Annotated in this window: 22 protein-coding genes; 10 read left to right on the top strand and 12 right to left on the bottom strand. The window is 67.9% G+C overall.

All coding sequences use genetic code 11. The features are described 5' to 3' along the window. Nucleotides 1-104 precede the first annotated feature (104 nt). Both PA27867_RS06500 and PA27867_RS06495 read right to left on the bottom strand, forming a co-directional pair. Nucleotides 105-1,034 (bottom strand): patatin-like phospholipase family protein, encoded by a 930-nt coding sequence (locus PA27867_RS06500; RefSeq protein WP_084020807.1) that lies wholly within the window; start codon nt 1,032-1,034, stop codon nt 105-107. 193 nt (nt 1,035-1,227) lie between these two features. Next, complete coding sequence (locus PA27867_RS06495; protein ID WP_066594577.1) at nt 1,228-1,869, bottom strand: dihydrofolate reductase family protein; 642 nt, start codon at nt 1,867-1,869, stop codon at nt 1,228-1,230. Between the two features lie 206 nt (nt 1,870-2,075). Between PA27867_RS06495 and PA27867_RS06490 the strand changes: the two genes are divergently transcribed. Further along, nucleotides 2,076-3,491: an MFS transporter gene (locus PA27867_RS06490; RefSeq protein WP_066594575.1), complete on the top strand. Its 1,416-nt coding sequence runs from the start codon at nt 2,076-2,078 to the stop codon at nt 3,489-3,491. 27 nt (nt 3,492-3,518) lie between these two features. Here the strand turns inward: PA27867_RS06490 and PA27867_RS06485 are convergent, their stop codons facing one another. Continuing rightward, complete coding sequence (locus PA27867_RS06485) at nt 3,519-4,499, bottom strand: SRPBCC family protein (RefSeq protein ID WP_066594573.1); 981 nt, start codon at nt 4,497-4,499, stop codon at nt 3,519-3,521. 22 nt (nt 4,500-4,521) lie between these two features. Continuing rightward, nucleotides 4,522-4,878: an ArsR/SmtB family transcription factor gene (locus PA27867_RS06480; RefSeq protein WP_066594572.1), complete on the bottom strand. Its 357-nt coding sequence runs from the start codon at nt 4,876-4,878 to the stop codon at nt 4,522-4,524. Nucleotides 4,879-4,997: 119 nt separating this feature from the next. Here PA27867_RS06480 and pdxY point away from each other — a divergent pair, with 119 nt between their 5' ends. Beyond that, a complete protein-coding gene (gene pdxY, locus PA27867_RS06475; RefSeq protein ID WP_066594569.1) occupies nt 4,998-5,849 on the top strand; it encodes a pyridoxal kinase PdxY in 852 nt (283 codons plus the stop codon). A 259-nt stretch (nt 5,850-6,108) separates the two neighbouring features. Here pdxY and PA27867_RS06470 read toward each other — a convergent pair whose 3' ends face one another. Continuing rightward, entirely contained in the window at nt 6,109-6,765 is a 657-nt protein-coding gene (locus PA27867_RS06470; RefSeq protein WP_066594567.1) for a response regulator, read from the bottom strand. Continuing rightward, nucleotides 6,762-8,435, bottom strand: a complete 1,674-nt coding sequence (locus tag PA27867_RS06465; RefSeq protein WP_236900858.1) for a sensor histidine kinase — start codon at nt 8,433-8,435, stop codon at nt 6,762-6,764. The genes PA27867_RS06470 and PA27867_RS06465 overlap by 4 nt, the downstream gene beginning before the upstream one ends. Before the next feature lie 233 nt (nt 8,436-8,668). On the opposite strand from PA27867_RS06465, the gene PA27867_RS06460 reads away from it, so the two are divergent. Then, nucleotides 8,669-10,147, top strand: a complete 1,479-nt coding sequence (locus tag PA27867_RS06460; RefSeq protein ID WP_084021383.1) for an SLC13 family permease — start codon at nt 8,669-8,671, stop codon at nt 10,145-10,147. A 59-nt stretch (nt 10,148-10,206) separates the two neighbouring features. On the opposite strand, the gene PA27867_RS06455 is transcribed toward PA27867_RS06460, so the two are convergent. After that, nucleotides 10,207-11,262, bottom strand: a complete 1,056-nt coding sequence (locus PA27867_RS06455; protein WP_066594566.1) for a DNA polymerase IV — start codon at nt 11,260-11,262, stop codon at nt 10,207-10,209. Nucleotides 11,263-11,410: 148 nt separating this feature from the next. Between PA27867_RS06455 and PA27867_RS06450 the strand changes: the two genes are divergently transcribed. Then, complete coding sequence (locus PA27867_RS06450) at nt 11,411-11,878, top strand: VOC family protein (RefSeq protein ID WP_066594565.1); 468 nt, start codon at nt 11,411-11,413, stop codon at nt 11,876-11,878. A 329-nt stretch (nt 11,879-12,207) separates the two neighbouring features. Here the strand turns inward: PA27867_RS06450 and PA27867_RS20230 are convergent, their stop codons facing one another. After that, nucleotides 12,208-12,702: a DUF1801 domain-containing protein gene (locus PA27867_RS20230; RefSeq protein WP_208857307.1), complete on the bottom strand. Its 495-nt coding sequence runs from the start codon at nt 12,700-12,702 to the stop codon at nt 12,208-12,210. Nucleotides 12,703-12,786: 84 nt separating this feature from the next. Between PA27867_RS20230 and PA27867_RS06435 the strand changes: the two genes are divergently transcribed. Next, nucleotides 12,787-14,010: a DNA polymerase domain-containing protein gene (locus PA27867_RS06435; protein WP_066594562.1), complete on the top strand. Its 1,224-nt coding sequence runs from the start codon at nt 12,787-12,789 to the stop codon at nt 14,008-14,010. 36 nt (nt 14,011-14,046) lie between these two features. Here the strand turns inward: PA27867_RS06435 and PA27867_RS06430 are convergent, their stop codons facing one another. Beyond that, the gene (locus PA27867_RS06430; protein WP_335582793.1) at nt 14,047-14,544 is read right to left on the bottom strand and encodes a response regulator transcription factor; all 498 of its coding nucleotides are present in this window, start codon (nt 14,542-14,544) and stop codon (nt 14,047-14,049) included. A 28-nt stretch (nt 14,545-14,572) separates the two neighbouring features. Here PA27867_RS06430 and PA27867_RS20225 point away from each other — a divergent pair, with 28 nt between their 5' ends. After that, nucleotides 14,573-15,358 (top strand): ABC transporter permease, encoded by a 786-nt coding sequence (locus PA27867_RS20225; RefSeq protein ID WP_066594557.1) that lies wholly within the window; start codon nt 14,573-14,575, stop codon nt 15,356-15,358. Between the two features lie 132 nt (nt 15,359-15,490). Here PA27867_RS20225 and PA27867_RS06420 read toward each other — a convergent pair whose 3' ends face one another. Continuing rightward, on the bottom strand, nt 15,491-16,147 hold the full coding sequence (locus PA27867_RS06420) for a histidine phosphatase family protein (protein ID WP_066594551.1): 657 nt from the start codon (nt 16,145-16,147) through the stop codon (nt 15,491-15,493). Nucleotides 16,148-16,310: 163 nt separating this feature from the next. Then, entirely contained in the window at nt 16,311-17,369 is a 1,059-nt protein-coding gene (locus PA27867_RS06415; RefSeq protein WP_066594549.1) for a LacI family DNA-binding transcriptional regulator, read from the bottom strand. Between the two features lie 183 nt (nt 17,370-17,552). Here PA27867_RS06415 and PA27867_RS06410 point away from each other — a divergent pair, with 183 nt between their 5' ends. The 3 genes from PA27867_RS06410 (at nt 17,553) to PA27867_RS06400 (ending at nt 20,669) form a co-directional block, all read left to right on the top strand. Further along, on the top strand, nt 17,553-18,272 hold the full coding sequence (locus PA27867_RS06410; protein WP_420480691.1) for a ThuA domain-containing protein: 720 nt from the start codon (nt 17,553-17,555) through the stop codon (nt 18,270-18,272). Continuing rightward, complete coding sequence (locus PA27867_RS06405) at nt 18,257-19,381, top strand: Gfo/Idh/MocA family protein (RefSeq protein WP_066594547.1); 1,125 nt, start codon at nt 18,257-18,259, stop codon at nt 19,379-19,381. The genes PA27867_RS06410 and PA27867_RS06405 overlap by 16 nt, the downstream gene beginning before the upstream one ends. Nucleotides 19,382-19,460: 79 nt before the next feature. Continuing rightward, nucleotides 19,461-20,669 (top strand): Gfo/Idh/MocA family protein, encoded by a 1,209-nt coding sequence (locus PA27867_RS06400; protein WP_066594545.1) that lies wholly within the window; start codon nt 19,461-19,463, stop codon nt 20,667-20,669. A gap of 776 nt (nt 20,670-21,445) precedes the next feature. On the opposite strand, the gene PA27867_RS06395 is transcribed toward PA27867_RS06400, so the two are convergent. Further along, nucleotides 21,446-22,003 carry a TetR family transcriptional regulator gene (locus tag PA27867_RS06395; RefSeq protein WP_066594544.1) on the bottom strand — a complete coding sequence of 186 codons (558 nt, stop codon included), beginning with the start codon at nt 22,001-22,003 and terminating at the stop codon, nt 21,446-21,448. 80 nt (nt 22,004-22,083) lie between these two features. Between PA27867_RS06395 and PA27867_RS06390 the strand changes: the two genes are divergently transcribed. Next, nucleotides 22,084-23,226 (top strand): zinc-binding alcohol dehydrogenase family protein, encoded by a 1,143-nt coding sequence (locus tag PA27867_RS06390; protein WP_084020795.1) that lies wholly within the window; start codon nt 22,084-22,086, stop codon nt 23,224-23,226. The last annotated feature ends 40 nt before the right edge of the window (nt 23,227-23,266 follow it).

Below are 23,266 nucleotides of genomic sequence, written 5' to 3'. Positions count from 1 at the left end.
CATCAGCAAGCCATGGTTGCACAGTCGCGCCCAAAACGCAGGTCGGGCGGTAGCTGCCCGTGGATCCGAGGGCTCCACGCCTGGTTACTGCCCGTTTTGCGGCCTCAGCGCCAAAACTCGGCGAACTCTTCCGCGAAGGCCCCGCCCTGCTCGTATCCGGCGCGTGCCGCGGGCGGGCGGAGTGACGCATCCATCGCGTTCGCGCCGAACAGGTGCTCGGCGGCGGGGGATGGAATGATCGTTTCGACCCTGCTGCCGCCGGCGCGCAAGTTCTCGATCTGAGTGGCAAGCTGCAGGCCCCACCCGGCCGGTGTACGAGATCGGCCGCCGAAGGGCGACAGCACCAGCACCCGCGCGTAACCGGCGGCCAGATCGGCGTTGTCGGCGTTGGACCGGTAACCCCCGTCGATGAAGGCGTGGTCCCGGATGCGGTAGGCGAAGCCGCTGGCGCAGCTCGCGGCCACGGCATCCGCCAGTTCGACGCCGCTGTGCCGGTCGAATACGACCGGTTCGCCGGTGTGGGCGTCGACGGCGGTGAGGAGCATGCGTCGATGCGGCCAGTGCTGGCTGGGCAGCCGGGAGGCGACCGTCGCGCGCCAGCGGGTTTGCGCGGACGCACCGGCCATCTCGGCCAGGTCAAGGGCTGCGGCGCCCAGTCTGCGGCGCAGATCAGCCGCATCCACGGAGTCGGCGATGATCCGGTTCGTGCGCTCCAGGTGGTCACCCACCGGTCGCACCGGTGTGCGTGCCGGGTCGGCCGCGGCCCCGAGGATGTCGCCGAGCAGTCGGGCCGGGCTGGCCCCACTGATCTGGGCCGCGGCCGTCGCTCCGGCCGAGGTCCCGACAACGAGGTCGGCCCGGGATACGTCCATCCCGGCTTCGGTGAGGCCGGCGATGACGCCGAGCAGCCAGGCGTTGCCGGTGGAACCACCACCGCCGAGGACCAACGCGGTACGGGAGGGGACGTCCGGAGCCTGGCGGGGCGATGCGACTGATGTGGGCTGAGGAGTGGCGGACTGGGGCGAAGTGGTCATAGTCGTAGCTTTCGGGAGGTGCGAACGGCGCTCCCGCGACGGCTACGTCAGTCGCGCGATCGTGAACTCCAAGGAGCGCCCAGAGTGGACAGTGTGTGCATCGGGCTCACCTCCTCGGATCGTGTCACGTATGAGGAACTCTATCGGTGTCCGCCTGTCGTGCCAACGGTTTGTCGTGTTCCCCGGCCGGAGCTCAGCGGCTGAAGGTGACGTGGACGACACCGCTCTCGGCGACCTCGGAGGTCACCTCGTAGCCGTCTTCGAGACCGTGCAGGCCGTCCCAGAGGCGCGACCCGACGCCGAGGACGATGGGCGTGATCCCGACATGCAGGCGGTCGACGAGCCCGGCGCGGAGGAAGTCCCGCGCCACGCTCACTCCCCCGCCGACCCGGATATCGCCGTCGCCGGCCAGGGTACGCGCCTCCTCGAGGGCTTCCTGCGGGGTCACGCTGCGGAAGTCGAACCGGGTGCCGTTCGGGAACTCGATCGACGGGCGTGGCGTGTGCGTGAGCACGAGGACCGGATACGCGAACGGCGGCTCCTCACCCCACCAGCCGCGCCAGTCTGGTTTGTCCGGAAAGGTGTGCAGGCCGAACATCCCGGCGCCCATGATTTCGGCGGTCACGCCCTCGAAGTAGGCCTGCGCGTAGCGGTCGTCGACGCCGGTGGTTCCCTCGCCGGTGCCCTCGTGCAGCACCCGCTGCCGAAAGGTGCGGGTGGCCACGTAGGGGGCGACCAGGCGGCCCCAGTCCTCACCGAAGATGTTCTCCGGCGTCTGGTCGGCGGTCGCGCCGATGCCGTCGAGGGAAATATTGAGGTCAACGCGGACGACCATGAGTGCTCCTTGATTGGTGGATGCGAGTGCTCCCTATGGTTTTCCCGGCGACCGGTCGATGTCAACGGATAGAGCAAATAGGACAAGACAAGGTCGGGTGCGGCTTCGTACACTGATTCAACGGCCTTGGCGCGACTGAGGCCGTCGATTCGAACAGCGCCGTTCGAACTCGCGACGCCACGCGAGCGCCTGGGGAGGACGACCATATGAGCCACACCGACGACGCGCCCGCCGCATCCGAGTCTCAGACCGAGCCGCCACCCGGTGGGGCCCGCACCTTCGCGCAGGTACTGGTCAATACGGCTGTCGCCAACGTCACCACGAGTTTTCTCTGGTTCGCGCTCACCTTCTGGGTGTACCTGGAGACCCGCTCGGTGCTCGCCACGGGCATCATCGGCGGCGCGTACATGCTGCTCGTCGCCGTGTTCTCCATGGCGTTCGGCACCATCGTGGATCGGCACCGCAAACACCTCGTGATGGTGTTCGCCGGCGTAGTCACCCTGATCGCGTTCAGCATCGGCGGCGGGCTGTACCTGGTGTTCCCGGAGGCCACCCTGCTCGACCTGGGTGGTCCCTGGTTCTGGCTGTTCAGCGGCATCATCCTCTTCGGCGCGGTGATCGAGAACATGCGCAACATCGCCCTGTCCACCGTCGTCACCCTGTTGATCCCCACCGAGCGGCATGCCAACGCGAACGGGCTCGTCGGCACGGTGCAGGGGCTCGCGTTCATGGTGACCAGTGTCTTCAGCGGGCTTGCGATCGGGCTGCTCGGCATGGGCTGGACGCTCCTCATCGCGATCGGTCTGTCGGCGGCGGCCGTGCTGCACCTGATGTTCCTGCGCATCCCCGAAGAACAACCGCAACAGGATGGCGAGCGGCGTCCGCTCATCGACCTGCGCGGCAGCATCACGGCGGTGCGTGCCGCCACCGGGCTGTTCGCCCTCATCATCTTCTCCACCTTCAACAACTTCATCGGCGGCGTCTACATGGCGCTGATGGACCCGTACGGCCTCGAACTCTTCCCCGTGGAGGTATGGGGCATCGTGCTCGGCGTCACGTCGACCGGCTTCATCGTCGGTGGCCTGCTGATCGCGAAGTTCGGGCTCGGCCGCAACCCGATCCGCACGATGCTGCTGCTCGTGATCCTGATGGGCGTGCTCGGGGCGCTGTTCACGATTCGGGACTGGTGGTGGTTGTACGCGGCGGGCATCTGGCTCTACATGACCCTCATCCCCGCCGTCGAGGCGGCCGAGCAGACGGTCATCCAGAAGGTGGTGCCGTTCCGTGAACAGGGCCGCGTCTTCGGCTTCGCGGCAGCGTTCGAGTCGGCCGCGGCCCCGATCACCGCGTTCCTCATCGCGCCCATCGCCGAGTTCATCATCATCCCGTTCATGAACTCGGATGCCGGCCGCGCCGACTTCGGCGCTCTCCTGGGCGACGGCCAGGCGCGGGGTATCGCGCTGGTGTTCCTCATCTCCGGGCTCGTCATGGTGCTCGCGGCCATCGCCGCGTTCTTCACCAAGTCCTACCGCCGTATCTCGGCCCAGTACCTCGACCAGGCCGAATCGGTACCCGTCGAGGGCCCGCCGGATTCGACGGCAGAGGCGCAGCTGCGGCACTGAAATCTGGCGATTCCAGTGCCGCAGAACCTACGCCCGAGCCGGCTGCAACAGCCCCTCGAGGCGCTGGTAGCTCGTTTCCATGCCATCGGTCATGCCGGTGGCCAGCACCGCGTCGCGCTGTTCGGCGTTGGCGTAGGTGATCACGAGGGAGAGCAGGGTGCCTCCCTCGACCTCCGTGAGGGTCATCTCGTTGAGCGTGGCCGGGAAGTCCATCCCGATCATCGCCTCGGTCGTGACAGCGCGGTGTGGTGCCGCCGACTCGAGCAGCTCCCCCGTGAAGCCGAATCGCTCGTCGCCGCCATCCCGCTGCCACTCGTAGCGGTAGGTGTCGCCGACGGCGGTCGCGATCTCGCAGACCGGCATCGACCAGCCGTCCGGTCCGAGCAGCCACCGCTTCATGAGGTCGGCGTCGTTGTGTGCCCGCCAGACCTGGTCGACACTGCCGCGGATGACCCGGGCCACGCGCACCTGGGTGTCGGTGAGAATCTCCGCCTGGGCCGCGTGGTCGGCAGCGAAAGCCGCCAGATCGGCCAGCACCTGGTCGATCTGGGCCATGGCCTCACGGGTGCCCTCGAGCATGCCCATCTCGAGCAGTTGCTGCATCTGCTCGACCGAGTCGAAGTACGAGGTGGTCGTGAGACGGCTCCCACCGCTCGTCTCCTCGAAGGCGAAGTCCATCCGGGTGGCCGGAAGGTCGGTGTTCGGCACGCCCGTCTCATCGGCGAACTGGTCGATGACCGCGAAGGAACGGGGGGCGTCGGCGGCCGTCCAGTCCCAGCAGCCGTAGTGCACGTCGCCCTCCGGGCCGGTCATCGAATACACACTGCGGCCGCCGGCGTGGGCGTCGTGCCGGAAGAACTTGGCCGGGTAGGTCGGCGGTCCCCAGAACCGCTCGATCTGACGCGGATCGGTGTAGGCATCCCAGAGCCGGCGGAGGGGCGCCGGGAAGTCGGCGACGATCGTGATCGTGAGCTGGTCGAGGTCTTTCTCGACAGAGGTGACAGGCATGATCTTCCTTTCGGTTAGTCGGTTAGGTGTCGGGTGAAGCGGGTTCATCGTCTTCGGCAAGCAGAGCGTCCAGCCGGTCGATGCGCGAACGCCAGAGCTCTTCGAAGCTGTCGAGCAGGCGCTGCGCCTCACGGATGCGATCGGGGTTGCCCCGCACCATCCGCTCACGACCGCGTGGCTCCTTTGTCACGAGCCTCGCCTCCTCCAACACTGCGACGTGCTTCTGAACCGCCGCGAACGACATCTCGTAGGACTCCGCCAATTGGGACACCGTGACACCGGCGACCAGCGTGCGGCGCACGATATCGCGCCGCGTCGCGTCCGCGAGGGCACGGAAGAGGCGGTTCACGTCCTGATCTGAAAGCTCTAATACAACCATTTGATTGTATGTTAGCCATCGATTACGAGCCACGCAAGCGGATGCAGCAACTTCTGCCGATTTCGTGTCGACCCTTATGATCGCGTCGGCGGGCCGAGTGGAGGAGGAAGATTGGTCTCGTGAAGATTCTCTCGATTCAGTCCGCCGTCGCCTACGGCCACGTTGGAAATTCAGCCGCCGTGTTCCCCCTCCAGCGCCTCGGCATCGAAGTGCTGCCGGTCAACACGGTGCACTTCTCCAACCACACCGGATACGGCGCGTGGCGCGGCTCTCTCATCGCCCCCGAGGACGTGCACGACGTGATCCTCGGCATCGAGGAGCGCGGCGTGCTCGGCCAGATCGACGTCGTACTCTCGGGTTACCAGGGCGGCACCGGGATCGGCGACGTCATCGTCGACGCGGTGCAGCGGGTGAAGGCGGCGAACCCCTCAGCCATCTACGCGTGCGATCCGGTGATGGGCAACGCGAAATCGGGGTGCTTCGTGGCCCCGGAGATCCCCGTCCTGCTGCGGGACCGAGTGGTGCCGGTGGCCGACATCATCACGCCCAACCAGTTCGAGCTTGGGTTCCTGACCGGAACGGACCCGTCGACCCTGGAATCGACGCTGGACTCCGTGGATCTCGCCCGCGCTATGGGGCCGTCGACCGTGCTTGTGACGAGTGTGGAACGCCCGGATCGCGCGGCCGGCACGATCGAGATGCTCGCCGTCGACGAGACCGGTGCCTGGATCGTGCAGACGCCCCATTTGCCTTTCAAAGCGAACGGATCGGGCGACGTCACCGCGGCGTTGTTCTCGGCGCACTACCGTGCGACCGGCGACGCCGCTGCGGCGCTGGAGCGAACGGCCTCGAGCGTGTTCGACCTGATCGAGCTCACCTACCGGTCGGGTGAACGCGAGCTCCAGCTCATCGAGGCCCAGGAGTTCTACGCTCACCCCCGGCTGCAGTTCAGCGCTGAGCGCGTGCGCTGACACCTGAGCCGCGCGCGGCCCCCGACCCGGCGACGTCGCCCGCTCCCATCTCGTTGGTCGAGCCTGTCGAGACCAGGTGAGCTGTCTGGGGGCCGTGCCGATCCCATCGGTTTCTCGGTCGGGGCGAGTCCATAGGCCGGCTCGCGGGGTCTCGACAGGCTCGACCAGCGGACGGGTCGCGTTGGGCGATTGGCTTGCGCGGTCTCGACAAGCTCGACCAGCGACAGCGACAGCGACAGCGACAGCGACAGCGTCAGCGTCAGCGGCGGACGCTGTAGCGGTGCTCGGGGCGGCCCGTCGAGCCGTAGCGCAGGGTCACGTCCACGTCACCGCGGGTGGCGAGGGCAGCGAGGTGCCGTTGCGCCGTCGCGCGCGACAGGCCGGCGCGGTCGGCGATCAGGCTCGCCGACGTCTCGCCGTCCTGGAGCAGCTCGATGAGCAGCTTCTCGGTCGTGGACCGCGAGCCGGAAGCCGCTCCGCCATCGCGACCGTGCAGCACCCGCTGGGCCTTTTCGATGGCGTCCTGATCGAGTTGCCGGTCCTCAGCGGCCAGGGTCCGGAATCGGCGATAGGCCTCCAGCCGGTCGCTGAGCCGGGCCGGTTCGAACGGCTTGATGAGGTAGTCCAGGGCACCGGCGCGGAGCGCCCGTCGCACGGTGGCGCCGTCCGAGGCCGCACTGATCATGAACGCGTCGACGTCGAGCTCGGCGACGAACGCTATGCCATCGCCGTCGGGCAGGTAGACATCACAGATCACCAGGTCGGGCCGTAGATCCCGCACCGCCGCACGTGCGGCGCGCACTCCTCGAACCGGCTCGAGGGCGGTGTAGCCGGGGCTGGCGTCGACGATGTCGCGATGCAGACCGCCGACGCGGAAGTCGTCGTCGACCACGAGCACGGAAATGGTGTGTGTCATCGTTCTTCTCCTTGTCCTGGACGGGCCGGTGCCCGCATGACCCCGGGCAGACGCGCGCAGAACACGGCGCCGCTTCCGCCCGGGCCGCCGGCATCGGCCAGCCATACCTCTCCGCCCAGGCGCGCCGCGATCTCGCGCACCAGCGGCAGACCGATGCCCCGCCCGTGCACCGCGTCCGGGTCCACGTCCGGGCGCGGCACGTCGCTGAACACCTGTGATTCGTCGGCCACGCCCGACCCCGAATCCGACACGGTCAAGACCAGGGTGTCGCCGTCGTCGAGCAGCTCCACATCCACCCACCGGGGCTCTGCGCCATACACGGCCGCGGTCACGGCGTTGTCGACGAGGTTGGCCAGTACGGTGGCCACATCCGCGGGCGCCGAGACAATGCCGCGCACCAGGGAGTCCGGCCCCACCGTGAGGACCACGCCGCGCTCACCGGCCTGCGCGGCCTTCGCTTCCACCAGCGACAGCAGGAACGGCTCGGTCAGATGCTCACCGGCGAACGGGCCGCCGGGAGCGCGGGAGGCGTCCAGCACGTCGTCGAGGTAGTCGCGGGCGTCGGGCACCCGGCCGGCATCCATCAGACCAGCCGTCACGTGCAGGCGGTTGGCAAACTCGTGCCGCTGCACCCGCAGCGCCTCGGTCATCGACGCCACCGTTTCGAGACGATCCGTGAGGGTGACCACGTCGGTGCGGTCGCGGATCACCGCGATCACGCCCAGGTTCCGGTTCGCGCGCGATACCGGGTGGGTGTCGATGTAGACGACGTGGTCGGCGAGCACGACGGGATCGGCGGCATCCGTTGCCCGCCGCCCCGTCAACACAGCGCTCGGTTCACCGGCGAGGGCCGCGATCACCGGGCCGGGCAGGGCGAGATCGTGGATGCGGCGTCCGACCAGGTCGGTGACGCCGAGCAGCCTGGCGGCCGTGGTGTTGGCGACGGTCACGACATCATCCGGTCCATAGGCGAGCACCCCATCCCCCACCCCGTCGAGCACCGCCGCCTGGTTCTGCACCAGCGCAGAGAGTTCCTCGGGCTGTAGGCCGAGGGTGAGGCGTTCGAGGCGGCGACGGAGGATGAACGACACGACGGCACCCAGCCCGAGGGCCACGCCGGCGGCCAATGCGACGCCGCTCAGCAGCAGGGGAAGCTCCTGGAAAACGCTGCTCGGGGCGAACCCGACGCTCACCTCCCCCACCGGCACCGAGGTGTCGGGGTCGCGCACCGGAACCTTGGCGCGCGCCGACGCACCCAGGGTGCCCGATTCCCACGACACGGTCTCACGCCCGGCCAGGGCCTCGGCGAACTCGGTGCTCACGACCTCTCCGAGCATCGTCGGGTCGGGGTGGGCGAGCCGGATGCCGTGGTCGTCGGTGATCACGATGAACAGCGCGCCGGTATTGGCCTCGGCCGCGGCCGCGAGTACGGAGAGCGGTCCGCCACGAAGGCTTGCGTTCGTGGGCGTGCCGGCGTCGGCTGACGCTTGGGCGACACCGGCCCGCACATCGGAATCGGCGGCGACCGTGCGCGCGATCGACAGCGCAGAGGTCTCCGCCTCGGCGCGCAGCTGCTGCACGCCGATTCCCACGAACACGCCGGTGCAGATCGCGACGATGGCGGTCACGCAGGCGAGCTGGAGCAGGAGCATCTGCGTTGAGAACCGCATCGTCCGCCTCCTTGCGGCGCATCGAGCAGAATGCGCACAAGTAACGATATGCGCAATACGTGCAGCAAAGCGAGATACCGGCTGCGGCGTGTGTGGTCTGTCTAGGCTTCACACTCATCCGCTTCGGCGGAGACCGCCGAGCGGGATCGCCCGACTCGGCCGCAGCATCCAGACACACGCATTATCCAGACATAGACAAAGGAGTCGATGTGCTCGTCATACTCGGATTCACCATGATCCTCACCTTCATGGTGCTCATCATGACCAGGCGGCTCACGCCGATGGTCGCCCTCATCCTCGTTCCCACGATCTTCGGCCTCTTCGCCGGCGCCGGCCTGGGTCTCGGCGACATGATCATCGAGTCGATCGGCGATCTCGCCCCGACCGCGGCGCTGCTCATGTTCGCGATCATGTTCTTCGGCATCATGATCGATGTCGGACTGTTCGATCCGCTCATCCGGTTCATCACCCGTTTCCTCGGCAACGACCCGGCCAAGGTGGTGCTGGGCACGGCGATCCTGGCCGGCGCGGTCTCGCTCGACGGCGACGGGTCCACAACCTTCATCATCACCACCTCGGCGATGCTGCCGATCTACCTGCGCCTGGGCATGAGCCCGGTGGTGCTCACCTGCGTGGCAGGGCTGATGAACGGCACTCTCAACATCGTGCCGTGGGGTGGCCCCACCGTGCGAGCCGCGTCGGCGCTCGGCGTCTCGCCGACCGATATCTTCGTGCCGATGCTGCCCTCCCTGGCCACGGGCCTCGTCATCGCGCTGGCGTTCGCCTGGTTCCTCGGGCTGAGCGAGCGCAAGCGCATCGGCTCACTCGAGTACTCCCCCGCCGCCCAGGCGGATGCCACACCGTCGGCCACGCAGAGCTTCGGGCGCAAGCTCTTCGGCGGCAACCGCGTCGTGCGCGGCACGGATGTGCGACCCGGCGCGGCCGCCACTCTGTCCACCACGGGCATCCTCACGGTGCGCCCGGGCCAGCGGATGCCGGCCGGGCAGACGACCCTGGCTGAGCAGCTGGTGCTGGAGGACGAGCGGGACACCGCGATGGCCGACACCATGCTCAGCGCGGACCGGCCGACGCTGCGGCCCAAGCTGATCTGGGTGAACCTGGCCCTGACCGTTGCCGTCATGGTGCTGCTCGTGCTGGACGTCATGCCGCTGGCCTACATCTTCATGGTCGGCACCGCGCTGGCTCTGGTGATCAACTTCCCGAAGCTGCGCAGCCAGGCCGACGAGATCGTCGCGCACGCCCCCAGCATCGTCGGCGTCGTCTCGATGGTGCTCGCCGCCGGTGTCCTGGTCGGCGTGCTGAACGGCACCGGCATGGTCACGGCCATGGCCGACTGGGTCGTGCAGGTCGTGCCGGCCTCGATGGGCGAATACCTCGCGGTGATCACCGGCGTGCTCTCCATCCCGATGACCTTCTTCATGTCCAACGACGCGTTCTACTTCGGCATCCTCCCCGTGCTCGCCGAGAGTGCGGCGACCTACGGCATCGATCCGGTGGAGATGGCCCGCGCCTCGATCATCGGTCAGCCCGTGCACTTGCAGAGCCCGCTGGTGCCGGCCATCCTCCTGCTCGTCTCCCTCGCCGGCGTCAACCTCGGCGACCACCACAAGAAGGTGCTCTGGCGCGCCTGTGTGGTCTCGCTGGTGATGCTGCTCGTGGGCGTGCTGGTCGGCTCGGTTCCGTTCGGCTAGTCGGGGCGCACCCAACCGCCGCAACCGCGGCGGTTGGGCGTGCACGAACCAGCGAGCTGTCACCAGCCGCCACGGGTCGGCGTGTGCCCCTGACGGGCGTCGTCGGGCATCGCCATCTCGGCGCGCAGCCCGAGGAGCCGGACGGGACGGCCCGGTTCGATCTCCGCGGCGAGGTCCAGCGCCCGAGCGAGGATCTCGGTTTCGTCAGTGGTGGCGGGAATCCTCCTCGCCCGGGTCGTGGTGGTGAACGGCGCGTACCGGATCTTGAGGGTCAACCCGATGACGGGCCGCCCTTCGGCCCCGACATCCTCCAGCACCCGCGCGGTCAGTTCCCGAACGGCCTCGTCGACCTGGGCGGGCTCGGTCAGGTCCTGCTGGAAGGTGATCTCCCTACTGTGCCCCCGGGCCACCCACGGGGTGTCGTCCACCACGCTGGTGCCGTCCCCACGGCCGAGTTCGGCGTACCACGGCCCCATCTTGGGCCCGAACTCCGGCACCAGATCCGCCGGGTCACTCGCGGCGAGCTCAGCGACGGTGTGGATGCCCAGCTTGGCCAGCCGGCCCGACACCTTGGCTCCCACACCCCACAGCTCCCGGGTGGGCCGCTCCCCCATCACCTCGAGCCAGTTGTCTGCGACGAGCCGGAACACACCGGCCGGTTTGGCGAACCCGGTGGCGACCTTGGCCCGCACCAGGGTGTCGCCGATGCCCACGCTGCAGTGCAACCGGGTTCGCTCCAGAACCGCGGCCTGCAGGTGCCGGGCGTAGCCTTCCGGATCATCCGTGCTGATGCCGATAAACGCTTCGTCCCAGCCCAACACCTGCACGGTGGCGCCCGGTTGCGCGCGCAGGGTGCCCATCACCGTCTCCGATGCCGCCAGGTACTCCTCCGCGTCGACGGGCAGGATCACCGCGTCGGGTACCTTCCGGGCCGCGATGCGCAGCGGCATACCGGACCCCACACCGAATGCCCGGGCCTCGTAGGACGCGGTCGACACGACTGCACGTTCGGTGGGGTCACCCCGCCCGCCGACGATAATCGGCAGGCCGGCCAGCTCCGGACGCCGCAGCACCTCGACCGCCGCGATGAACTGATCGAGATCGACGTGCAGCACCCAAGGGATTCCGTTCACGCCACCAGTGTGCCCCGAACGACGTCGGGAAGCAGTGGCGCGGCGACGTCCGGCCTCGCCTGAGTCGCCGCATCCGCATAGCTTGGACGATTAGAACGGTCCCACCAGTCCCAACAGTGAGGAGATTCTCATGGCCGAGCTCGCACCCATCCAGCCGTGCCTGTGGTTCGACAATCAGGCCCGCGAGGCGATGGAGTACTACGTCGGAGTGTTCCCGAACTCTCGCATCCTCTCGATCGAGGAGTATCCCGACGAGTCACTCGACGATCATTTCGCCGGGATGGCCGGCAAGGTGCTCAACGGCCGGTTCCGTCTGAACGGTGTGGACTTCGTCTGCCTCGACGGCGGGCCGTTGTTCACCTTCACCGAGGCGATCTCGTTCGTGGTCTCCTGCGCGGACCAGGAGGAAATCGACCGCTACTGGTCCTTGCTCTCCCATGCGCCCGAGTCCGAGCAGTGCGGCTGGTGCAAGGACCGGTTCGGTCTCAGTTGGCAGATCATCCCCGCCAACATGGGCGAGTTGACCCGCCGGCCCGAGCAGGTCCAGGTGATGATGCAGCAGAAGAAGATCGTGATTGCCGAGCTCGAGAATGCCTGAGCGGCCTCCGACCGCGTTCTCGTTCCGGGATCGGCGACTTTCGCTCCAGGCCGATCCGGGCCGCACGGAGGTCGCGGCCGCCGACGGGGGCCAGCCCCGCCGCCTCCGTCGAGGTTGTGACTATTTCGCCCGGGGCGCCGGGGATATCTTCACTCGGTGCTCGCTGTGATCCTCGAGGTCGGGTTGCGCACGCCCGACGTCGGCGATTTCCTCTTCCGGCCGCGGCGGGACGGTCTGGTCGACCTCGAGCTCCGGCACGGACGGCTCTTCTGCAGTGGGAATGTGGTCCTGGTGGCGACGCTCAAAACGGCCGGCGCCGGAACTCGGCGTCACCGCTTCTTACCCCCGACACCCGGCACCGACGTCACCTGGGTCATCCACGCACGGACCAGTGCGTCGTCGAGGTCGGCCACGGACTCCAGTTCCACGCCACGCGTCGACGTGCCCATCCCCATCGGCGTCACCGGCGGTACCGGGTCGAGGGCCGTGCCGTTGATGAACATGAGTTTGACGTGGCCGGCGAATCCGCCGCAGCTGAAGCACCATCCGTCGCCCACGCCGTAGTACGCCATGCCCCACTTCACCGAGCGTTGCAGGTTGGGCAGCGTCTTGGCCGCCAGGGCATCCACCGCTTCGGCGATGCCGCGCTGCGGCTGCGGAAGGCTGGCGATGTAGGCGAAGACCGGTTTGTCGCCGACCGCCGCTTTCGCGGGGCTTGCCCGGCCGGTCATGGCCTCCGGGAGGGTCCAGGCTGCGTCGCCCGGTGCGGTTCTGTCGGGGGCTCGCCTCTGCTTGTCGGTCTTGCCGATCTCCGTGGCATCCATGGCGAGATCATATTCCTCGACCGGCGGGACTGCGCATTGGCCGCTCCCTCCCCTGGTGCCGGCTCCGCGCGTAGCATCCCCCGCATGAACGCGGCCAGGAACGACTCGACCACCCTCGAGATCAACGGGCGGGAGGTGCGGGTCAGCCATCCAGGCAAGGTCGTCTTCCCCGAGCCCGGGCTCACCAAGCTCGATCTGGTGGATTACTACCTCGCGGTGGCCGACGGCGCGCTGCGCGGCGCGATCGATCGGCCCATGGTGCTCAAACGCTTCGTGAAGGGCATCGCTCGGGAGGCGTTCTTCCAGAAACGGGCGCCCGAGTCACGGCCGGAGTGGATCGAAACCGCCACCCTGCACTACGCCTCCGGCACCTCGGCGGAGGAGGTCGTGGTGACGGACGCCGCCGCGCTCGCCTGGGTGATCAACCTCGGCTGCATCGACCTCAACCCGCACCCAGTGCGGGCGTGGGACCTCGATCACCCCGACGAACTGCGCGTGGACCTCGACCCGATGCCCGGGGTGGACTGGGCGCAGATCGTCGACGTCGCGTTCGTCGTGCGTGACGTGCTCGCCGGCCACGGCCTGATCGGCTGGCCGAAGACCAGCGGTTCCCGCGGCCTGCACGTCAACGTGCGGATCGAACCCCGCTGGGACTACCGTGCGGTGCGGCTCGCCGCCGAGGCCCTCGCTCGCGAGGTGCAGAATCGGGCCCCAGGGCTGGCGACGGCGCACTGGTGGAAGGAGGAACGCGGCGAGAGCGTGTTCGTCGACTTCAACCAGAACGCCAAGGACCGCACCGTCGCGTCCGCCTACTCGGTGCGCGCCCTGCCCGACGCGCGCGTGTCGACACCGCTCGGCTGGGATGAGGTGCGTACCCGCCGCCCCGAGGAATTCACGGTGGCCACCGTGCTGCAGCGCTTCAACGACCGGGGCGATGTAGCAGCCGGCATCGACGACGCCGCCGGCAGCCTCGATGCGCTGCTTGCTCTCGCCTCGCGGCTCGGGCCCGCCGAGAAGGCGCCGGCCGCATCCGATGGGTCCGGTCGCCGCCGCTCAAGCATGCCGCTGATCGAGCTCGCCCGGGCGAAGACCAAGGAGGAGGCCATTGCCGGTCTCGAAGCCTGGCGGGCCCGGCATCCGGAGGTCGTCCAGTGCCTCGAACCCGCAGACGTGCTGGTAGACGCGATGCGCGGCACGAGCTCGCTCTGGTACCGGGTGCGCATCAACCTGCAGCACGTCCCCGAGGAGCTCCGGCCCGACCAGGGCCCCCTCGAGGTCGACTACGACCCCTGGGCCGGTCGCGGCTGACGTGAACTGCCGAGCCTGACCAGCCCGCCGTCGGGACTACTCCCCCATCAACCCCGCATCGTGCACGGTGCGGGCGACCTGCACCCGATTCGTCACCTCGAGTTTGGCGAACACATGGCCGACGTGCGTCTTGACCGTCGCCACGCCCATGAACAGTTGCGCCGCAATCTCCGCGTTGGACAGGCCGTGCCCGACCGACACGGCCACCTCGCGTTCCCGCTCGGTCAGCCGACCCAGCAACAGGCTCGCGCGCTGCCGCCGTCCGTCGCTGCCGCTGGTCACGGTCGCGATCAGTTGCGCCGTCACGCTCGGCGATAGGGTCGGCTCCCCGGCGGCGACCCGGCGCACCGCGTCGACGATGTCGGACGGCGGGGTGTCCTTCAACAGAAACCCGACGGCGCCGTGCCGCAGGGCGGTGAGCACCAGCTCGTCGGTGTCGAAGGTCGTCAGGACGATCACCCGGGCCCGGTCGCCGCGCGCGGTCAGCGATCGGGTGGTCTCGAGTCCGTCCAGGCGCGGCATCCGGATGTCCATCAGCACGACATGCGGGCCCTCCCGGGCGATGAGGTCAAGCGCCTCCCGGCCGCAGCCGACCGGCCTCCGCCCCGCCACCGGCGGCATCCCCTTTCTGCGGCTCTGCGCGGTCGAGTTGCGCAAACAGCTCGACACCCGGGCCGGCGTGTGGCTTCTCGTGGCGATCGCCCTGGTGAATTGCGGGTTCATCGCGCTCACCCTGTTCACCGCGGATGCGGCAGCCCTCACCTGGACGTCGCTCAGCCAGTCGGCGTCGCTCGGACAGTTGCTGCTGCTGCCGCTGATCGGCGTGATGGCCGCCACGAGCGAGTGGTCGGCCCGCACGGCGCTGACGACGTTCACCCTGGAACCCCGGCGCACCCGGGTGAACCTGGCGAAGCTCGCCTCGGCGGGTGCGCTGGGCCTCATCGTGATGGCGGTGGCCTTTGCCGTCAGGGCCGTGCTCAACCTGGTGGGCATTGTGTGGCAGGGCGGCGACGGGTCCTGGGCGCTCGACTGGGGCATCGTCGCCGGCAGCGGGCTCGCGCTGGTGTTGCTCGTGTGGCAGGGCGTCGCGTTCGGGCTCGCGTTCCTGAGCACGCCCGTGGCGATCGTGGCCTATCTCGCGCTGCCGACCGTGTGGACGGTGCTGACCCTCACGATCGAATCGCTGCGCGGCCCGGCAGAATGGCTCGACGTGAACCAGACCCTCAACGTGCTGATGATGGGCGCGATGACCGCGGATGATTGGCCTCGCCTGACCGTCTCCCTCGTGGTCTGGCTCGCGGTGCCGCTCGCATTCGGGCTGTGGCGCACGGCCCGGCGGGAGCCGTGAACGTGGCCCAGCTTCTAGGGCTGCGTTGATACCGTCATCAGTCCGGTGATCAGCCAAGCTCGCACTATGCACCTCCAGAGGCATTTGCGAATTCCGCCACGTGTGCCCCTCGTCTCTCGACCCCGGGAGGCCTCAGGACTCCGACGGCACCATGGGCAGTTCGGCTCCGTAGTTCCACGACAAGATCGCAGGCTGCTCGCGGTAGAAGCTGAGGACGGAAACCGATCCGGCATCCAGGGTGATTTGGGCGCCGAAACGAGGGGCCATTCTCAGGTAAACGGCCGTCAGGATACGCAGGAAATGGCCGTGCGCGACCAGGGCGACATCTCCCGTCTCCATCGCAGGCAGCACCCGCGTGAGCACCCTCGAGGCGCGGCCGGCGACTTCCTCGACCGTCTCACCGGGGGTCTCTCCACGAATCACGCCGTGGGTGAAGGCGCTCCAGTTGTAGCCGAGCTCGCGGCGGATCTCGCGCGTTGTGCGCCCCTCGTATCCGCCGTAGTCCCATTCCACGAGAAGCGGATCAACCTCGGCTTTCAAGCCGGCGAGTTCAGCCGTGCGTCGGGCACGCTGCAGCGGCGAGGTCAGCACGAGCGAGAAACTGTAACCGTCCACCAACGAGCCGGCGCCGCGGGCAAGGTCCTCTCCCCTGGCAGTCAGCGGAACGTCCGTGAGCCCGGTGTGTTTGCCACTCTTCGACCACTCAGTCTCCCCGTGGCGCACGAGAATCAGCTTGCCGGACGGATTATCCGGAGCGGGGCGGTTGGGCAACGGATCGTTTGTGAGCATACGGCAACAGTAGTATCGCGCCCCGGTTCTCAGGGAAGTTGTTGATCGGCACAGCGGGCGAACCGGGGCGCACAGATGGTTTCATCCGGGCCTGCGATGCTCTCGACACACGCTGGCTGATCGAGGACAGGTTCGCCAAACTGCACGAATTCGCCGCAGAAAACTAGCCGGGCACACCGGATGACGGGATGCGGGCCACGGAATGACGCCGGATCAGGCGCGTCTCAAGCTCGATCCTCGACGCCGTCCAGTCGGACGACGACGGGTTCGCCGGGGGTGACGCCTGCTGCAGCATCCGGAAAGCAGCGGCGCCCATGTCGGTGATTGGTTGTTGGACCGTCGTCATCGGCGGGGTCGCCCACGCGGACTCCTGCACATCGTCGAAGCCGATGACGCTGAGATCATCCGGCACACGCAACCCCGTGTCATCGGCCGCGTCGTAGACGCCGAGAGCCATCATGTCGGAGCAGGCGAACACCGCCGTGGGCCGTCGGGTCACGTCGGCCAGCATGACGCCCGCGGCAGACCGCGCGCCCAGCCGGTCCCAATCGCAGTACACGAGGTGGTCGGGCGCCATCTCGACGCCGGCGGTGCGGAGGGCACTCGTGAAGCCGTCGATCCTGGCGCGGTTGTAGAGATGCGACCTGGTGCCCGCGACGACGCCGAGTCGGGTGTGGCCGAGACCGAGCAGGTACTCGGCGGCCATCCGCCCGCCGTCCCAGTTCGTGGCACCCACGCTGGCCACGTCTGCCGGCGTCGGACTGCGGGGATCGACGACGACCACGGGCATCCCGGCGCTCGTCAACAGGTGGAGTTGTGGCGCGGACGCATCGACCAGAACCAGGATCACACCGAGGGACGGACGGCGGAGCAGTTTGCCCACCCAACCGCCGTCCGGCCGTGCACGGGTCAGGACCAGGTCGACACCGGCCCGATCGGCCTCGTCCTCGACACCGCCAAGTACCGGGCCGATCCAGCTGCCCCCGAGGTGCCCCACGACGACATCGACGATGCGGGCGCCGTGGGGATCCTCGGCGACCTGCCCCAGCCGGGGCCGCCGGCGGTACCCCAGATCGTGGGCGGCCTGCATCACTCGCACCCGCGTTGCGTCCGAGACGTCGGTACCCCCACTGAGCACTTTGGAAACGGTGGGAACACTCGTTCGCGCGCGCTCGGCGATCCGAGCCATCGTGGGCTTGACTGTCGGATCCGGTGTGGTCATGCCACCATCCTAGCCGCCCCAAGTTGCGCAACATAATGATCCAACCAATGTCAAATCACTCTTGATTCGCTGCGATTGCCCGCTGTAGGCTGGCTCCGAATTCTCTGCTACACAAAAACTTGCGCAAGTCTTTTTGCGCCGATGTTGAAATGCGCGCACAATCCACCCAGTACACCAAGGACAATGATGACCAGTACGCCGCCCGCTGCCCAGTTGAAACAAGCACTTGTCGTCCGAGGGGGGTGGGACGGGCACCAGCCGGTTGAGGCGACCGAGCTCTTCATTCCCTTCCTCGAGAAGAACGGCTTCGAGGTACGTGTGGAGGGGTCCACTGCCGTCTACGCCGACGAAGAATACCTGCGAACGGTGGACCTGATCGTGCAGGCGAACACCATGACCAGCATCGAGGGACCGGAGTTCCTGGGTCTTCGGGCTGCCATCGAAAACGGCACCGGCCTGGCCGGCTGGCACGGAGGCATCGCCGACTCCTACCGAAACAACTCCGACTATCTCCAGCTCATCGGCGGCCAGTTCGCCGCGCACCCCGGCCGGCACCCCGACGAGCGTTCGGGCGAGCAGTCGGACAACTATGTGCCCCACTTCATCGAGATGACCGCAGCCGCGGCAGATCATCCCATCACCCAGGGCATCACCGACTTCGAACTCGTCACCGAGCAGTATTGGGTGCTGCACGACGACTACAACGACGTACTGGCCACGACCACTCAAGCGGTGCGTCCCTGGGATCCGTGGACCCGACCGGTGACCTCTCCCGCGATCTGGACCCGCCAGTGGGGCTCGGGGCGCATCTTCGTCTCGACCCCGGGTCACCGCGTCGAGATCCTCCAGGACACCAACGTGAAGACCATCATCGAACGGGGGCTGCTGTGGGCGTCCCGCTGAACGTTGGCATCGTCGGAGTCGGCAAGATCAGTGAGCAGTACCTCGCGAACTTTCCGACATTCCCCGGCCTGCGGCTCGTCGCCGTGGCCGATCTCAATCAGCAGCGCGCCCGGGAGGTCGCCGAGGAGTACGGAGTGCGCGCACTCACTGTCGACGAGCTGCTCAGCGACCCCGAGGTCGACGCGGTGCTCAACCTGACGATCCCCGCGGCGCACGTCGAGATCGGCACCCGGGCGCTACGCGGCGGCAAACACGTCTTCGCCGAGAAGCCGTTGGGTCTCACTCCCGCGGAGGCTCTGCCCATGGTGGAACTCGCCGAGGAGCTCGGCCTCCGCTTGGGCAGCGCCCCGGACACGGTTCTGGGTACCGGCATCCAGACGGCCAGGCAGACCCTCGACTCGGGCGTCATCGGCGAACCTATCGCCGCGCAGGTGCAGTGGACCGCTCCCGGGCACGAGCGTTGGCATCCAGCGCCTGACTTCTACTATCAGCCCGGTGGCGGCCCACTGCTGGACATGGGCCCCTATTACCTCACTGCGTTGATCCATTTCTTCGGATCGGTCAGCCGGGTGACGGGCATCGCCACACGTTCCTCCCGGGCCCGCACGATCGAAACCGGCCCCCGCGCCGGCACGCCCCTGCCGGTGTCGATCGACACCCATGTCAGCGCTCTGCTCGAACACGCCAACGGAGTCACCTCGACGGTCACGGTGAGCTTCGAGGTGTGGAAGAGCCGCGCATCCAAGTTCGAGGTCTACGGCACCGAGGGCACCATCACCGTTCCCGACCCGAACATGTTCTCGGATGCGGTCGAGGCCGCCGTCCGTGATGGGGACTGGGAGCCGGTTCCCGACTCCGCAGGCTACATCGACACCGGCCGCGGAGTCGGCTTGGCCGACATGGCAGACGCCATCACGGAGAACCGCCCCCACCGCGCATCCGGTCGACTCGCGCTGCACGTGCTTGAGATCATGGACGCCATCCTGCGCTCCAGCCAGGAGAAAGCGGTCATCCCGATCGACAGCACCGCGGATCGGCCCGAGATCGTGCCGTTGCAGACCACAACCGGGGCCCGACCGACGGCCGTCACCGCTGGAAGCGGTGCCTGAAATGGCCCACGACTCAGTCCCCACGACTCCCCCGCAGCAGCAGACGAGCCCGCCCGCAGCTCCTCGTCTGCGCGTGGCGATGATCGGTCACGCCTTCATGGGCCGCGCCCACGCCCAGGCCTGGCGAACCGCGCCGCACTTCTTCCCTCTCCCGCTCCAGCCTGTACTCGCGGTGGTCGTCGGTCGCGACGAGGGTCGCGCCCGGGCGGCCGCGGAGAACCTCGGGGCCGAGGAATGGTCGATCGACTGGCGGGAGGTGATCGCCCGCGATGACATCGACCTCGTCGACATCTGCACACCGGGCGACCAGCACGCCGAGATCGCGATCGCGGCCCTGCGCGCCGGAAAACACGTCCTCTGCGAGAAGCCGCTGGCACGCTCGGTGCCCGAGGCCATCGAGATGGCTGATGCGGCCGTCATCGCGGCCGAATCGGGCGTCTTCGCGATGTGTGGCTTCAGCTACCGCCGCACGCCAGCCCTCGCTCTGGCCAAACGGTTCATCGAGGAGGGGCGGCTCGGGCAGATCCGGCATGTGCGCGCTCAGTACCTCCAGGACTGGCTCAGCTCCTCCGAGGCGCCACTCACCTGGCGGCTCGACAAGGAGAAGGCCGGTTCGGGTGCCCTGGGCGACATCGGCGCACACAGTATCGACACCGCCCAGTGGTTGACCGGGCAGAGCATCGATGGAGTCTCGGCCATGCTCCGCACTTTCGTCACCGATCGTCCGGTTCTGGCTCATCAGGCCGGGCTCGGCGGTCGCGCCGAGGACGGAGCGGAACGCGGCCCGGTCACGGTCGACGACGCAGCCGCCTTCACCGCGACGTTCAGCGGCGGGGCCCTGGGCGTTTTCGAGTCCACCCGGATGGCGCTCGGCCGCCGCAACGCCAACCGGATCGAGATCAACGGCGAGCGCGGCTCCGTGGCCTTCGACTTCGAGCGCATGAACGAGCTGGAGTTCCACGACGGCACCGACCCCGAGGATGCTCAGGGATTCCGGCGCATCCAGGTCACCGAGCCGTCCCATCCCTACACCGGCGCCTGGTGGCCGACCGGGCACGGCCTCGGCTACGAGCACGTGTTCACCCACCAGGTTGTCGATCTCATCACCGCGATAGCCGCGGGAACCCAGCCGTCGCCAACCTTCGCCGAGGCCGTGCAGGTGCAGCAGGTGCTGGACGCCGTCGAGCGCAGCGCTGCCGACGAGAGCCGGTTGACCGCAACGACCGGGCCAGCCACCGATGGCTCGCCAGCTTTCCAGACCCCCTCAATGAAGAAGGACCCGTCATGACCACATCCGACTCCCCGTGAACGTTCTCGTCTGGGGCGAGAACCACCACCAGCAGATCGAGGAGAAGGTGCGCGCCATTATCTCGACGGCATGCACACTCACGTGCGCCGGGTGATCGCGAACGACGTGGAGTGGGCGCGTTCGGCACGGCCGCAGCGCCGGCTTCCCGTCCTGCAGCGCTACGAGACCGAGGTGTTCTACCGTTTGCCGTGGGAACGTCGTTCGCCGAAGTCGCCGCACGGGCCGGTCCCTCGCCGACCTTTGGTGCTCCGGCTGGGGCGAGGCGTATGACGTGTGGGCCGGCGAGCTCCTCAGCGTCGTCGACGGATCCCTGTCTCTCGAGGTGGAGGCCCACGGCGTCAGGCTCCTGCGGTTCGGCGGCTGAGCAGTCGACGATCTGTCGACGACCACCATCTTCGCGGTGCACAGCATGGGCTGCCGCCCTCGGTGCCGTCGGCGCATTCAGTAAGCCGAGGCCACCGCTCAGCGTGCGGTGGGCTTCCCGTCAGCGGCCCACGCCACATCCAAGGCGAACAATGTCGACACGCCGTACTGCTCCATCGCCGCCGCAATGCGACGCCGACCCGTTCGCGGATTGATCCCGAGCCTGCGAGAGGCCGCGTCGAGGGTGACGCCCTGTCTCATCAGCGCGAGAAGCGGCGCTCACGGCTGATCCACCCCGCCGATCGGCTCGCCGCGCTGCCAGAGCTCTCGGCGTCTTCACCCGCACCGGCTGAACTTCACAAGGTGAGCCCCAGCGTCCGAGGCGGGCCAGGTCAGAGAGAAACCGCGGCAACCAGGGTCATGACGGCGTCGACGACGCTCGTCATCGACCGTGCTTCTTCATCGATCGCCCATTCGTCGAGAGCGACCTGGAAAATGAGGATGCCCAGCTCCGCGACAACGGTGGCCCGGAGGGGCGACTCGCCGCGCTCGATGAAGGCGGTGCGAGCGGCCCGGACGAGGTCGTCGCGCTTGCGAGCATCCCGGTCGCGGAGCGAGTCGTTCGAGTGGATGATTGCGCGCACCGCCGCAGTCTGCTTCCGATGCTCCTCGAACTGCTCGGTCGCAACCCGGTGCAACACGAGTCGGATCACGTCCATGGGCTCCAGGCCGGCGGGGGCCTCGGAGATCAGCTGGGCGGCGCGTTCCGGGATCTCATCGCCGCCGAAGATCACTTCTCGTTTGTCCGCGAAATAGCGGAAGAACGTTCTCGTCGTCAGGCCAGCCCGGGCGGTGATCTGGGGAACGGTCGTCGCGGAGTAGCCCTGCTCGGAGAACAGCTCAAGCGCCGCTCCTTGGAGACGGCCGCGTGCATCTGGGGCCCATCGCATAAAACGAGTGTACGTGATGACACGACGTGTAATGAGCCATATGATGACACGAGATGTCATTACACGAAGAGGAGCCACACATGTCACCGGCAAACAGCCACCCAGCAGATTCCGCGGTAGCCGCCGGCGCTGCGCCCGTGAGCGGCACCAACGTGAACGCAGCGAACGAAGCGCTCTGGCTTCTCGATACTCGAGGACGTTTTGAGGTTCGAACGTCGACCCTGCCCACACCGGGTCCGGGACAGGTCGTCGTGCGAGTTCGCGCGGTCGCGGTGAACCCCGTGGACGCGATCACCGGGCCATTCCGTCGTCTTGTGACTCCGTGGGTGCGGTACCCGACCGTCCTGGGCAGCGACGTGGCCGGTGAGATCGCCGCGGTCGGCGACGGAACGACACGATTCCAGGTGGGCGACCGAGTCGTTGGTTACGCAGCCGGACAAGAGCGGCTCCGCAACAGTTCCGAAGAGGGTGGCTTCCAGCGGTACGTCACCATGCTCGAGCGGGTCTGTGCCGAGTTGCCCGACACCGTGACGTTCGAGCAAGCCGCGGTTCTGCCGCTCGGGCTTTCGACCGCGGCCGCGGGGTTGTACGAGAAGGACCAGCTTGCCCTGCCGCTTCCGACCTCGTCGCCGTCGCCTCGTGGAGACGTAGTCCTCGTGTGGGGCGCCTCGACGAGTGTCGGCAGCAACGCTGTGCAGCTCGCGCGAGCCAGCGGCTACACGGTTATCGCCACAGCCGGGCGCCGAAATCACGACTTCGTGCGGTCGTTGGGAGCGGAGGCCGTCTTCGACTACCGCGACGCGGAGGTGGATCGTCAGATTGTGGAAGCGATCGGGCATCGCGACCTGGCCGGCACGATGGCGATCGGAAGCGGGGCGCTCACCCACGCCCTGCGTATCGTCGCCCGAACCTCCGGCACGAAGCACATAGCGTCCGCCTACCCCGACCCGCTCACCCGCTCACGGGCACTCCTCGCACGCGTGCGCGGCATCCGGGTGACGAGCATTTGGGGCGGCACTCCCGTGCAGACCCCCGTCGGCCCAGCCATCTTCCGGGACTTCCTTCCTGTCGCACTCAGCAGCGGACAATTCCGGCCGGCACCCGATCCGACGATTGTCGGCAGCGGACTCGAACGGGTGCCTGGGGCCCTGACGGCACTCCGCACGGGCGTCTCTGCAACCAAGCTCGTTGTCACCATCGACCCCACGGAGATCACCCAGTGAGCATTCGACAGACGTTCCTCGTGTTCGGAGCAACCGGACA

Origin of the sequence: Cryobacterium arcticum, from assembly GCF_001679725.1 — a bacterium.
GTDB lineage: Bacteria > Actinomycetota > Actinomycetes > Actinomycetales > Microbacteriaceae > Cryobacterium > Cryobacterium arcticum_A.
The sequence above is the reverse complement of the archived record's forward strand: the minus strand, read 5'-3'. Positions and strand labels throughout refer to the sequence as shown.